The 12836-nt window shown below is 69.5% G+C and carries 10 protein-coding genes; 2 read left to right on the top strand and 8 right to left on the bottom strand.

Annotated elements, in window-relative coordinates:
- Positions 1-19 precede the first annotated feature (19 nt).
- From QMG86_RS13545 to QMG86_RS13530, 4 genes are all read right to left on the bottom strand, one after another.
- A complete protein-coding gene (locus QMG86_RS13545; RefSeq protein ID WP_281879874.1) occupies positions 20-1060 on the bottom strand; it encodes an AraC family transcriptional regulator in 1041 nt (346 codons plus the stop codon).
- A 155-nt stretch (positions 1061-1215) separates the two neighbouring features.
- The gene (locus tag QMG86_RS13540; RefSeq protein ID WP_281879872.1) at positions 1216-1860 is read right to left on the bottom strand and encodes a pentapeptide repeat-containing protein; all 645 of its coding nucleotides are present in this window, start codon (positions 1858-1860) and stop codon (positions 1216-1218) included.
- 147 nt (positions 1861-2007) lie between these two features.
- The gene (locus tag QMG86_RS13535) at positions 2008-2298 is read right to left on the bottom strand and encodes a hypothetical protein (RefSeq protein WP_281879870.1); all 291 of its coding nucleotides are present in this window, start codon (positions 2296-2298) and stop codon (positions 2008-2010) included.
- A gap of 178 nt (positions 2299-2476) precedes the next feature.
- Positions 2477-2914, bottom strand: coding sequence for a MarR family winged helix-turn-helix transcriptional regulator (locus QMG86_RS13530; protein WP_281879868.1), 438 nt, complete (start codon positions 2912-2914; stop codon positions 2477-2479).
- Positions 2915-2998: 84 nt separating this feature from the next.
- Here QMG86_RS13530 and QMG86_RS13525 point away from each other — a divergent pair, with 84 nt between their 5' ends.
- The gene (locus tag QMG86_RS13525) at positions 2999-4237 is read left to right on the top strand and encodes an epoxide hydrolase family protein (protein ID WP_281879867.1); all 1239 of its coding nucleotides are present in this window, start codon (positions 2999-3001) and stop codon (positions 4235-4237) included.
- A 363-nt stretch (positions 4238-4600) separates the two neighbouring features.
- On the opposite strand, the gene QMG86_RS13520 is transcribed toward QMG86_RS13525, so the two are convergent.
- The 3 genes from QMG86_RS13520 to QMG86_RS13510 form a co-directional block, all read right to left on the bottom strand.
- Positions 4601-4831: an ACT domain-containing protein gene (locus QMG86_RS13520; protein WP_281879866.1), complete on the bottom strand. Its 231-nt coding sequence runs from the start codon at positions 4829-4831 to the stop codon at positions 4601-4603.
- On the bottom strand, positions 4828-6690 hold the full coding sequence (locus tag QMG86_RS13515) for an acetolactate synthase large subunit (protein ID WP_434086177.1): 1863 nt from the start codon (positions 6688-6690) through the stop codon (positions 4828-4830). The genes QMG86_RS13520 and QMG86_RS13515 overlap by 4 nt, the downstream gene beginning before the upstream one ends.
- A 312-nt stretch (positions 6691-7002) precedes the next feature.
- Complete coding sequence (locus tag QMG86_RS13510; protein ID WP_281880947.1) at positions 7003-10188, bottom strand: acetyl-CoA carboxylase family protein; 3186 nt, start codon at positions 10186-10188, stop codon at positions 7003-7005.
- Positions 10189-10244: 56 nt separating this feature from the next.
- On the opposite strand from QMG86_RS13510, the gene QMG86_RS13505 reads away from it, so the two are divergent.
- Positions 10245-10853, top strand: coding sequence for a TetR/AcrR family transcriptional regulator (locus QMG86_RS13505; protein WP_281879864.1), 609 nt, complete (start codon positions 10245-10247; stop codon positions 10851-10853).
- 363 nt (positions 10854-11216) lie between these two features.
- On the opposite strand, the gene QMG86_RS13500 is transcribed toward QMG86_RS13505, so the two are convergent.
- Positions 11217-12725: a flavin-containing monooxygenase gene (locus QMG86_RS13500; protein WP_281879863.1), complete on the bottom strand. Its 1509-nt coding sequence runs from the start codon at positions 12723-12725 to the stop codon at positions 11217-11219.
- Positions 12726-12836: the final 111 nt, after the last annotated feature.

The following is a 12836-nucleotide window of genomic DNA, read 5'->3' as shown; positions in this document are numbered from 1 at the left end:
CCGGCCGGAGCCGGGGCGCTCAGACCAGTTCGGGGGCGCGATGCGAGCGCCGTCCCCGCGAGCGGAACGTCTGCGGCGGGCAGCCCTGCCAGCGGCGGAAGGCTCGGATGAAGGAGGCCGCCTCCGCATAGCCGAGCCGCGCCGCGACCTGTTCCGTCGTCATATCGGTGTGCGCGAGCAACACCTCGGACATCGTCTGACGCACTTCGTCCAGCAAGGCGCGAAACGAGGTCCCCTCCTCGTGCAGCCGCCGCGACAAGGTGCGCGAACTCATGTACAGCCCGAGCGCGACCGTCGCCTGATCGGGGATCTCACCAGGAGTGCGGACCAGGCGATCGCGCACCGACGCGGCGACACCGGTGCGCGTCCGGCGCCGGTCGAGCAGGTCGCGGCACAGTAGCCCGCAGCTGTCCCTGGCGGCGGCGTTCGCCGGCGGCAGGGGCCGGTCCAGCACGCCCCGATCGAAGACCACCGCGCTCAGCGGTGCACCGAAGATCGGCACCACGCCGAAGATGTCGCGATAGCGCTTGGTGTCGCGGGGGCAGGCGTGCCGGAAACTGACCCGCCGCACCGGGACCCCGACGGAGAACAGTTCACGATCGAAGGCGGGCAACCCGGCCAGCGTCGCCTCGGCGAAGAACGCCCGCATGCCCGGCGGAAGATTCGCGTCCTCGAACACCAGCCGGGCTTCACCGTCGGCTTCCTCGACAGTCACCCGCCCGAACGGCACCGTGCGGCCGACGCAGCGCAGCCCCACCTCGATCAGCTCCCGTGGCGTCCGGCTGCCCAGCAGCGCGAGCCCCCACGGCCCGCGTGACCGCAGGTGATGACGGACCGCCGCCGCGAGATGGAGTCCGGGCTCGTCGCCGAAGCGGCCGAGGACCGTGTGCACTATCCGCAGCTCGTCGTGGGCGGTGATCTCGGCGCACGGATCGTCCAGTTCGGCCGGCGCGAGCGCCGTTCCGGCCAGGCACTCCGCGGGCGCCATGCCACGCTCTCCGGCGATACGTACCAGAGCGCGCACGCCCTCGGTACTGCGGAGGGAATCCGGATCGACCATGGCTCGTGTCCTCGATGAAGCGGTACTGCGCGGTATCGGCGCAATGTATCAATCGGGTGTCGGGCTCATCAGCGGTTCGCCGAAATGCCGGTGCGGCAGGCGCGGGCAGACGGATGTGTTCACCCCGCAGCGGCATCTCGGCGAACCGCGCGCGGTCAATCCGACACGGTGAGACCGATGGAACGCGCGAAGGCGGGCGCGAGATCCATCAGTTGCGGGCTGGTGATCGTCGCGCCGCGCAGGCTGTCGAGCCCGTCGGTGATGTCCAGCGCCGTCGCGCCGCGCAGGTCCACCTTCGCCGAGCGAACGTTGCGCAGCGAGAGGCGGACGAGTTCCGAGCCGGGCACCGCGATGTCGGTCAGGGCCGCTTCGGCGAAATCGCAATCGCGCAGCACACAATCGGTGAAGGACACCTCGCGCAAGTGGGCGCCGCGGAAGTTCACCGCGTCGAACTTGCAGCCTTCGAACCGCACCCGCCGCAGATTGGCGCCCGCGAAGTCGACGCCCGACATCGCCCCGGAGACCACCTCGCCGTCGATCCATGCCGTGTCGGCCAACTCGGTGCCGATCCAGCGGACATGACGCAGCCACACATCGGCGAACCGGCTGTAGCGCAGACTCCCCCGGGTGAAGGTGGTCGAGGTGAACACGGACTCGCTGAACCGCGCGTGCCGCACATCGAGGTCGTCCAGCACACCGCCGTCCACCCGGACGCAGTCGTAGTCGCCTTCCGCCTCGAGGTCGCCGTCCGGCGCGGTGAGGTATCGCGCGTACGGCAGGTCGTCGAGATCGCGCGCCATGCACTCCTCCAGTTCGTCACGAAGATGGGCCGGTGCCGAGTATCCCGGTGCGCCACGACAAGTTCGGCCGCCGATCATGTGACCACCCGCCGCCGACGTCCAGGCGGGCGGCGTGGGAGAGCAGATAGCGCCTCTTGCCTCGGCTGGTCAGTGGTCGAACTCGAGCCGTTCCCAGCCCAGTGCCGTTCGCCAGCCTCCGCGCTGGAATGCCCAGTCCTGGACAGCGCTCACCACGGTCTCGAACGCGGGAGAGTGAACGCTGTTCCACGGAACGTCGTCGCGTACGGTGGCACGGAAATGCGCATCCGGTCCTCCGTCGCGAAATTCGACGATATAGCCGTGCCCCTGTTGTGGATCCACTTGTTCATCGAGGTGGACCTGGATGTAATAGTCGCCGGATTCGGGGCCGCCGAGCCGGTCGACGATGACGAACGGCACACTCAGGTTCATGTCCGCGAGGATGTCGTGCAGCTGCGTCTCGGAAGGATTCTCGATCGTTCGGTAGGAATCTGTCGCTACGACTCTCGGCGATGTGGTCTGGTCTCGAGTCACTCCGAGCAGGGTACGGATCCAGCGCTTGCCTCACACCTGTACCCGGTGGCGCATGCCGTGCGCGTCAGCGCTCTCGCTGCAACTGGGCGAGCCGGGCAAGGGCGGGTAGCGCGGCGCTGAGAGCCTGCCGGTGTGCGGGGCTGAGCTCACGAACCATCGGAGCCAGGTGCCGGACCCGGTCGTCGTGGCGGGTTTGCCGCACCTGTCGGCCCGACTCGGTGAGATGCACGATGACGGCCCGTCCATCGTCGGGGTCACGGTGGCGCTGCACCAGCCCGTCGCGCTCCAAGCGCGCGATGAGTTGCGTGATGCCCGGCTGGGTCAGCTGCTCGGTCTCGGTGAGATCCGTCAGCCGCGCCGGGCCCCGCTGAGCCAGGGTGTCGAGCACCGACAGCGTGGTGAACGGGAGCTTCTCCCGCACCGGGATGCGGATGTAGACCCGGTTGAAGTCCTCGATCGCCGCGGCGAAGGCGTCCACGTCGAAATCGTCGATGTCGTCCACACGCCCAACTATATCCGGCACTTATAAAAGTTGCTTAAATAACATGCTTATGTAAAGTGGAGCCCGGACGGCACAGGAGGCCCGATGAGCGACGGAACCGGTGAGGCGCGACCCTTCCCTTTGACGCCGACGAGGATTCACGTCCCCGACAGTGTGCTCACCGACCTGCGGCAGCGCCTGGATCTGACCCGCCTGCCCGACGATGTCGGCAATGAGGACTGGTATTACGGCGTGCCTCGCGGCTATCTCCAGGAGCTCGTCGACTACTGGCGCGGTGGATACGACTGGCGCGCAGCCGAAGCCGAGATCAACACCTACCAGCATTACAAGATCGAAATCGACGGCGTTCCAGTGCATTTCATGCGTAGGCCCGGCGTCGGGCCGGATCCGACGCCGCTGATACTGACACATGGCTGGCCCTGGACATTCTGGCACTGGTCCAAGGTCGCCGACCTGCTGGCGGATCCAGGGGCACACGGCGGTGATCCGGCCGAGGCGTTCGACGTGATCGTGCCCTCGTTTCCCGGCTTCGGGTTCTCCAGCCCACTGAACCGCCCCGATCTGAACTTCTGGAAGGTCGCCGACCTCTGGCACACGCTCATGACCGATGTGCTGGGCTACGAGAAGTACGGCGCCGCCGGTTGCGACGTGGGAGCGCTGGTCACCGCGCAGCTCGGCCACAAGTACGCCGACGAGTTGTATGCCATCCACATCGGATCCGGACTGAAACTCGACTTCTTCAACGGCGATCGCGCCTGGGACTTCAGCGGCGGCATGCCGATTCCCGACGGCCTGCCCACCCAGGTGCGCGCCCGGATCGTGGAGTTGGACAAGCGTTTCGCCGTCCATCTGGCCGCACACCTGCTCGCCCCGAGCACCCTCGCCCACGCCCTGTCCGATTCACCGGCGGGCATGCTGGCATGGATCCTGGAACGGTGGATCAAATGGAGCGACAACGGCGGCGACATCGAAACCGTGTTCAGCAAAGACGATCTCCTCACGCACGCCACGATCTACTGGGCCACCAACACCATCGGCACCTCGATCCGCCTCTATGCCAACCACAATCGCTACCCCTGGACGCCTTCGCACGACCGTCTGCCGGTGGTGCAGGCCCCCACCGGCATCACCTTCGTCGGTTACGAGAACCCGCCCGGCATCAGCACCGCCCAACGCGTCGAACACTTCCGCACCGGTGACCGCGCCCAGTGGTACAACCATGTCAACCTCACCGTCCACGACCATGGCGGGCACTTCATCCCGTGGGAGATCCCCGGCCAATGGACCGACGACCTACGCCGCACCTTCCGGGGTCGTCGTTGACAGGCGAGAGGAATTCGGCACGCCGATGCGAGCGGCCGATCGGGCCCGAATCAGTCCGCGAGCCAGGCGAAAGCGGCTCGGTCGTGCCCTCGCCCGGCGCCGGATCGCCGCGCCACGCCGGGGAATCGGCGGCCGATCCGGGCAGGCGGCACGCACGGAGCCGGGGGTGCGCCAGGTGTGCACCACCGGACGGCGCATTGCGCGGGCTCGCCGACCCGGCCTGTCGGTCGGAGACGCAGGCGGGTTCGCGGATGCCCGCATCGCCGGCGTGCCGTAAGAGACTTCGCGTCCGGGCGCAATGCCGATATCGACCAGCCATGGCGGAACCACCGACCGGTTGTCCCCGGACACACATCGTCCGGTTCAGCGCACGACAGCGTGCACGTCGGCGAATGCGGCGAGACGGTCGGCGATCCGCGCGGTCGTCGCGGCGTCGCCGCCGAGCGCGATCCGCATCCGCGCCGTGCCGGTCGCCGGATCGGCGGTGACGGTCAGCTCCCGGATGCTGCCGCCGAAACGGCGTGCCACCAGCGCCAGCCGCACCAAGGTGCCGGACGCGTCCGCTACGCGCAGCTCGAGAACGCGCGTGCTCATCGCGCGGCCTGCCCCGGGGCGGCGTCGGCGACGTCCGATGGCGGCGGATCGTCGGCGTCGTCGAACAACGGGCGCAGGTCCCGGGCCGCCATGATGCGGTCGTTGCCCGCCCCGGCCGCGATCATCGGCCACACCTGCGCGTCTGCGCCGACGACGAAGTCCACGACCACCGGGCGGTCGCGCACCGCTCGCGCGGCCGCGATCACCCCGGCCACGTCCTGCCTGCGCTCGCATCGCAGGCCCACACAGCCCAGGGCCTCGGCGAGCGCCGCGAAATCCGGGATCCGCCGGGAGTGGGTGGCCAGATCGCTCTGCGAGTAGCGCTCGTCGTAGAACAGGTGCTGCCATTGCCGGATCATCCCCAGGTGGCCGTTGTCGATCACCGCGACCTTGATGGGGATGCCTTCCACCGCGGCGGTCGCCAGCTCCCGGTTGGTCATCTGGAAACAACCGTCGCCATCGATCGCCCACACCTCCGCGTCCGGAGCGCCCAGCTTCGCGCCGATGGCCGCGGGCACGGCGTATCCCATCGTGCCCTGCCCGCCGGAGTTCAGCCAGGTGCGGGGTTTCTCGTGGTCGATGAACTGCGCCGCCCACATCTGGTGCTGGCCGACGCCCGCGCAGAAGATCGCGTCGGGGCCGGCCGCACGGCCGAGTTCGGTGATCACGAACTGCGGTGCCAGCGCACCATCGGCGGGCCACTGGTAGCCGAGCGGATAGTCCGCGCGCAGGCGGTTCAATCGCGCCCACCACGGCGCGAGGTCCGGCAGTGGTTGCGGATACGCGCCGATGGCCGCGTGAAGTTGTTCGAGCACCGCGCGGCAGTCGCCGACGATGGGCACGTCGGCCCGGCGGTTCTTGCCGATCTCGGCCGGGTCGATATCGGCGTGGATCACCGCGGCGCCGGGTGCGAACGTCCGCGGATCGCCGGTGACGCGATCATCGAAACGTGCGCCGAGCGCGATCAGCAGGTCGGCTTTCTGCAAGGCCGCCACCGCCGTCACGGTGCCGTGCATGCCGGGCATGCCCAAATGCTGCGGATGGCTGTCGGGAAACGCGCCACGCGCCATCAGCGTGGTCACCACCGGTATTCCGGTCACTTCGGCGAATGTCCGCAGCGCCTCGGCCGCTTCGGATTTGATCACTCCCCCGCCGACGTAGAGCACCGGCGCTTGCGCCGTGGCGATCAGGTGCGTCGCGGCGGTGATCTGCCGCGGGTTCGGCGTCGTCACCGGGCGGTAGCCGGGCAGGTCGATGCGCGGCGGCCAGTGGAAGATCGTCTGCGCGCGGAGCACGTCCTTCGGGATGTCGACCAGCACGGCACCGGGCCGTCCCGTCGCGGCCAGGTGAAACGCCTCCGCCAAGACCTTCGGGATGTCGGCCCCGCGCATGACGAGGACGTTGTGCTTGGTGATCGGCATCGTGATGCCGGTGATGTCGGCTTCCTGGAACGCGTCGGTGCCCATCACCGGTGTGCCCACCTGACCGGTGATCGCGACCACCGGCACCGAATCGGCCTGGGCATCGGCGAGCGGGGTGACCAAGTTGGTCGCTCCCGGCCCCGAGGTCGCCAGGCACACGCCGACCTTGCCGGTTGCCTGGGCGTAGCCGGTGGCCGCGTGCCCAGCGCCTTGCTCGTGCCGGACCAGGACGTGCCGGATCCGCCGCGAATCCAGTAGCGGGTCGTAGACCGGCAGGATCGCCCCACCCGGGATGCCGAAGACGACCTCGACGCCGAGTTCCTCCAGCGCGCGGACCACCGCCTGCGCGCCGGTGATCCGTTCGGTCGTGCTCGGCACGGGTCCGGGGTCGGGACGGTGGGTGCGTGGCGCGCTACGCCACGCAAGGGATGAGTTCACGGGAAAACTCCGTTCTACTGCGCCGCTACGCGTGAATGCCGCTGGGACGAAGCGGTTTTCGCGCACGCTGACGCCGATGATCGAGGAGAAAGCCGTGCCCGGAACGACACACCGGCTGGTTCCGGCAGGTCTCTCTGCCGTGGATGTGTCGCGGGCGTCGCCCGGCTCGCGGTCCGCGGTCCCGTGGTGAGGACGGACCGGCCTGGCACGGCGCCTGATGGGGCGCGCGTGCGGATCATGATCTTAACCGGACTCACAGGCCCGGCTCCGAGCGCGGGGGCCGTTGCCTCCCCAGGCGCGTGGGCCGGTGGGTCAGCGCAGCGTGCGAATCCAGCGGCGGGTGTCGGCCGGATCGATGACGTCGTCGACTTCCAGGACGGTCGCGGCGGTGAGCGCCTTGCCGTTGGCGTAGGCGAGCTGGACCAGATTGTCGAATGCTTGCTGCCGCTCACCCGGATCCTCGATGGCGGCTAGTTCTTTGGCGAAGCCGAGGCGGACCGCGCCCTCCAGACCCATGCCGCCGATTTCCCCGGTCGGCCAGGCGACGACGAACCGGGGCGCGCGGAACGAGCCCGCCGCCATGGCTTGGGCGCCCAGACCGTAGCCCTTGCGCACGATGACGGTGCCCAGTGGCACGGACAGTGCGGCGGAGTCGATGAACAGGCGACTGAACTTCGTCACCGTTCCGTCCTTCTCCGCCTCGGGGCCCACCATGAAACCCGGTGTGTCACAGAAGGAGACGATCGGCAGGCCGTGCGCGTCGCACAGGCGCAGGAACATGCTCAGCTTGTCCGCGCCGGGAGCGTCGATCGCCCCGCCGTGATGGTGGCAGTCGTTGGCGATCAACCCGAACGGCCGTCCCTCGACCCGGATCAGTGCGGTGACGATTCCGGCCGCCCAGTCGCGTCGCAGCTCCAGCACCGACCCGACATCCGCGACGGCTTCGATGGCGGCACGGATGTCGAACGCGCGCAGCCGGTTCTCGGGGACGACGTGCCGCGCCAGGCGCGGGTCGGGCGCGGTCCAGTCCTCGGTGGCGCCTTGGAAGTAGGCGAGATAGCGACGGGCGGTGGCGACCGCCTCGGCCTCGTCGGCGGCGACGATGTGCACGACACCGTTGCGGCGCTGAACCTCGACCGGACCGATGTCCTCCGGGGCGTACACGCCGAGCCCGCCACCCTCGATCATGGCGGGGCCGCCCATGCCGATGTTCGCGTCGGGCGTGGCGATCACGACGTCGCACATGCCGAGCAGCGCCGCGTTACCCGCGAAGCAGCGGCCGGACACGATTCCGATCAGCGGAACCCGGCCCGCGAGCGCACCCATCGCGCGGAAGGTGGTGACGTCCAGTCCGGAGATGCCGGGATAGTCGGTGTCGCCCGGTCTGCCGCCGCCGCCCTCGGTGAAGAACACCACCGGAAGCTCCTGTTCACGAGCGAGTTCCAGCATGCGATCGGTCTTGACGTGGTTGCGCATTCCCTGGGTGCCGGCCAGCACCGTGTAGTCGTAGGACAGCACGACCGCGCGCGAGCGATCAGGACCGAATCGCTCGGCGTCGATGGTGGCGACGCCCGCGATCAGTCCGTCGGCGGGTGTGTTCGCGATCAGATCCTCCTGGCTGCGGCGCAGGCGCTGCGCGGCGACGGCCAGCGCGCCGTATTCTACGAAGCTGTCCGCGTCGACCAGGTCGGTGATGTTCTCCCGGGCGGTGCGCCGCCCGAGCCGATGACGTTTCGCGACCGCCTCCGGCCGCGCTTCGTCGAGGCCGACGCGGTGCCGGGCGTGGACTTCGGCGAGGTCGGCGCGCACCGCGTCCAGGTCGATCGCGGCGTGTTCCGCGACCGCGCCGTCGTGCTCGGCGGCGACGAAGGTCAGCAGCGGCGCGTGCGGATCGACGACCGCGCCGACCGCCACGACATGGCGGCACACCCGCAGGTCCTGCTCGGCGCGCACCACGTGCTGCATCTTCATCGCTTCCAGCACCGCCACCTCGCCACCCGCCGCGACGAGGGTGCCGGGGTCGGCGAGAGCGACCACCGTGCCGCCCATCGGCGACCGCACCGCCTCCTCGTCGCCGGCCAGCGTCACCTCGGCCGCCGCGACCTCGTGCCCGACCGGCGCGAGGGGCAGGGCATCGGCGAGATCGCTTGCGCGCCGGACCAATTCCTCGACATTCTGCTCGAACCACGTGGTGGGCACCACGCGGCCCTGCGCCAGGTCCGCCAAGACCGCGCGCAGCACGGCGACGTTCGTGTCCACGCCGGTGACGACGGTCTCAGCCAGCGCGTCGGCGCACCGGCGCAGCGCGGCGGGATAGGAGGGACCGGCGGCGACGATCTTCGCCAGCAGGGAGTCGAAGCGCGCGTCCTGCCGCATTCCGGCGTACGCGGCGGTGTCGACCCGCACCCCGGCGCCGGTCGGGGGCGCGAATCGGGTCAGCGTGCCGGTGCCGGGCAGCACGTCCCCGCCCGCGGTGACGGTTTCGGCGTTCAGGCGCGCCTGCACCGCGTAGCCGCGGGCGGTACCGGGATCGGGCAATGCGAGCTCGGCCAGCGTGGCCCTGCGGGCGAGATCGCATTGCACCGCGACCAGATCGATCCCGGTGACCGCTTCGGTGACGGTGTGCTCGACCTGCAAGCGCGGGTTCACCTCGAGAAACCAGGCCTCCTCGCCGCGGACGAGGAACTCGACGGTGAGAACGCCGCGGCAACCGACGGATTCGGCGAGCCGGACGGCCCAGCGGTGCAACCGCTCCCGCGACACGGAGGACAGTTCGGGAGCGGGCGCCACCTCGAGCAGTTTCTGCTGCCTGCGTTGCACGCTGCAATCACGATCGCCGACGGCCGCCGCCGCCGCGCCGTCCGCGACGATCTGGACCTCGATGTGACGCGCTCCGGTGACCAGCGCCTCCGCGTAGACCCCGTCGTCGCCGAATCCGGCCAGCGCCTCCGCGCGGCAACGTTCGAAAGCCTCCGGCAGGCGCGCGGCGTCGCGCACCGCTCGCATACCGCGTCCGCCACCCCCCGCGGCAGCCTTCACCATCACCCCGTCGGGGTGCGCGGCGAGCAGGGCCTCGACCGCGGCGATGTCCGCGCCGCGGCGGGTCGCCGGGAGTACCGGGACGCCCGCGCGCTCGGCCGCCGCGCGCGCCGCGGTCTTGTCCCCGAAAACTTCCAGCGCTTCCGCCGAAGGACCGACGAACACGAGCTCGGCCGCCGCGCATGCCGCCGCGAATTCCGCGCTCTCGCTGAGGAATCCGTAGCCCGGATGCACCAAGGCCCCCGGCCCCGCCTTCCGTGCCGCTGCCACGACCGCCGACACGTCGAGGTAGGCGGCGGCGCCGACGCCGGGCAACGCCACCGCGTCGTCGGCCAGGCGGACGTGCAACGCGTCTCGTTCCTCGGCCGTATGCATCGCCAGGGTGCGCCAACCCTGTTCCCGGGCGGTGCGCACCACGCGAACCGCTATTTCTCCCCTGTTCGCCACGACGAGTTGCATGCCGCCCAGTCTCGTTGACATTGACGTCAACGTCAATATGCGTCACGATGTCCTGCGTGACCCAGTCCACCTGGTCGGTGCGTGCCGCGCGGGAGCGCTCGCACACCTCCCGGCACCGCGACCTGCTCGACGCCGCGGCCCGGGTGTTCGCCGAGCGCGGCTACGACAACACCACCGTCGCCGCGATCACCGCGGCCGCGGGCGTCTCCCGCGCGACGATGTACGTCTACTTCGCCTCGAAAGAGGAGATCTTCCTCGCGCTGGCCGAGCGGGTCCGCGACGATTTCCTCGCCGCCCAGGAGCCGGGCATCGAGGACGACGATCCGCGAAGGATGTTGCGCGCCACCATCGATTCCTTCGCCACGGCGGTCGCGGCGGCAGGCCCCTTGCTGCGGCTGATCGACGAGCGCGGGGCGGTGGACCCGAAGGTCGCCACGCTGGCCGAGGAGATCACCGAACGCCCGATCCGCCGCTTCACCCGATATCTCCAGCGCCAACTCGACGCAGGCCGCGTCACCCCGGTGACGACGCCGCGGGTGATCGCGGAAACCATCGGCTACACCTTGACCGCGGGTGTGCTCGCGCGCCGCACCGACGACGAACCTGCTCGCGCCGAGTTTCGCGACGCCATAGGGAAGGTCGCGGAGACTCTGCTCGGTCTCTAACGCGCAAGACGCTTCCGGCTCCGGGCCGGAACGGGCATTCCGTCGGAGAGTTGCGGGCTGGCTCGGACGAATGGACACACCGCCGAGCTACCATCGCGTGCTCGTTCCGGGGCAAGAGGCCGCGCGCGGCGAGCACCCGGCGCCGTGGCCGAGTCCGGCGGCGGGAATGCGCTACTCCTCTATGTGCGTCTACCCGTCGCCGCTGCCCGGCCCGGTGGGCCGGATCCCCTCCCGATGGCACGTCTCCCGCACCGGCCGCCGACATCATGGGCGCCTACTACCCGCGAACCGCCCTGCGCGCGTGGTCCGCGCTCGTGGCGGACACCTCGTCGTGCCCGCCGCATATGAGGCGATCGGCGGCGCTCAGGCGCTGCGGATGCCTTCCAGCGGTCGTGCGGCGGTCGGCGACTTCTCGGACCGGCTGAAGGTCAGCACCCCGTCCTCGAGCGCGCCCTTACGCAGCAGTTTGCGGTCGCGGAAGTAGTTGTTGATCACCTGCCAGGGACCGTTGGTGCCTTGCCGGGGCATGACCGCGTCGCCGCGCTGGATGTAGCCGGAGGTCAGCGCCCCGCCCATCACCGAATCGGCGCCTCGGTCGCGCTCGGCGGCGACGGCCTCCACCCGGGTGAAGCCGTGCTTCTTCATATGGTTGAGCACACGGCAGAAGTACTCGGCCGCCAAGTCCGCCTTCAGCGTCCAGGAGGCGTTGGTGTAGCCGAGCACCATCACCGCGTTCGGCACGCCGTCGAGCATGGTCCCCTTGTAGACCACCCGGTCGCGGGTGACCACCGGCTCGCCGTCGATCTCGAGTGTCAGGCCGCCCAGCATCTGCACATTCAGGCCGGTGGCGCTGATGACCAGGTCGGCGGGCAGTTCCTCGCCGGAGACCAGGCGGATGCCCGTCTCGGTGAAGGTCTCGATGCGGTCGGTGACGATGGACGCCTTGCCGCTGCGCAGCACCTTGAACAGGTCACCGTTGGGCACCACGCACAGCCGCTGGTCCCACGGGTTGTAGCTCGGGGTGAAGTGGCGCATGTCGATCCCCGGGCCGACCTGCATCCGCACGGCCGCCAGCAGCAGCTTCTTGGCCGCTTCCGGATTGGTACGAGAGAGTTGGAAACTCGCGCGCTGCAACGCGATGTTGCGCGCGCGCCCGATCCGGTAGGCCAGCTTCTCTGGCACCTTGGCGGCTTTCATCCCCACCGCGACCGGGTCGTCGGCGGGCAGCGCGGTGATGTACGTCGGCGAGCGCTGCAGCATGGTGACGTGCGCCGCCGCGTCGCTCATCGCCGGGATCAGCGTGATCGCGGTGGCTCCGGAGCCGATCACGACGATCCGCTTGCCCGTGTAATCGAGGTCTTCGGGCCAATGCTGCGGGTGCACGATCTGCCCGCCGAAGTTCTCCTCGCCGGGGAACCGCGGCCGGTAGCCGTTGTCGTAGTCGTAGTACCCGGTGCAGCCGACCAGGAAGTCGCTGGTGTAGACCTCGGACTCGCCGGTCTGCTCGTCGAGCGCCTCGACGGTCCAGGTTCCCGTGGCACTGGACCAGCGCGCCGTGGTCACCTTCCGGCCGAACCGGATGTGCTCGGTGACGCCGTACTCCGCGGCGGTCTCCTCGATGTACCGGCGGATGTGCGGCCCGTCGGCGAGGACTTTGGTGCCGTTCCACGGGCGGAAGCCGTAGCCGAAGGTGTACATGTCGGAATCGGAGCGGATGCCCGGATAGCGGAACAGGTCCCAGGTGCCGCCGATGGCCGTCCGGCGCTCCAGGATCGCGTAGCTGCGTCCGGTCTGCTCCTTGGTGAGATGGCAGGCCATGCCGATTCCGGACAGCCCAGCGCCGATGATCAATACGTCGACATGCCGCGTCATTGAGGTACTCGTTTCGTCCGATCCGCCTCGCACACCTGAGGGTGCGTGCTGAGCCCAGATTACGTGTGATTCGTGGTTACGTCTAGTCACGAATAGTGACACGGCCGGACA

Source organism: Nocardia sputorum, from assembly GCF_027924405.1.
Taxonomy (GTDB): domain Bacteria; phylum Actinomycetota; class Actinomycetes; order Mycobacteriales; family Mycobacteriaceae; genus Nocardia; species Nocardia sputorum.
Note: the sequence above shows the minus strand (reverse complement) of the source record. Positions and strands in the feature narration are given on the sequence as shown.

Bases quoted from the DNA above. Each gene is read 5' to 3' on its own strand.
- QMG86_RS13545 (WP_281879874.1), bottom strand. From the start codon at position 1,060: ATGGTCGATCCGGATTCCCTCCGCAGTACCGAGGGCGTGCGCGCTCTG.
- QMG86_RS13540 (WP_281879872.1), bottom strand. From the start codon at position 1,860: ATGGCGCGCGATCTCGACGACCTGCCGTACGCGCGATACCTCACCGCG.
- QMG86_RS13525 (WP_281879867.1), top strand. From the start codon at position 2,999: ATGAGCGACGGAACCGGTGAGGCGCGACCCTTCCCTTTGACGCCGACG.
- QMG86_RS13520 (WP_281879866.1), bottom strand. From the start codon at position 4,831: ATGAGCACGCGCGTTCTCGAGCTGCGCGTAGCGGACGCGTCCGGCACC.
- QMG86_RS13510 (WP_281880947.1), bottom strand. From the start codon at position 10,188: ATGCAACTCGTCGTGGCGAACAGGGGAGAAATAGCGGTTCGCGTGGTG.
- QMG86_RS13500 (WP_281879863.1), bottom strand. From the start codon at position 12,725: ATGACGCGGCATGTCGACGTATTGATCATCGGCGCTGGGCTGTCCGGA.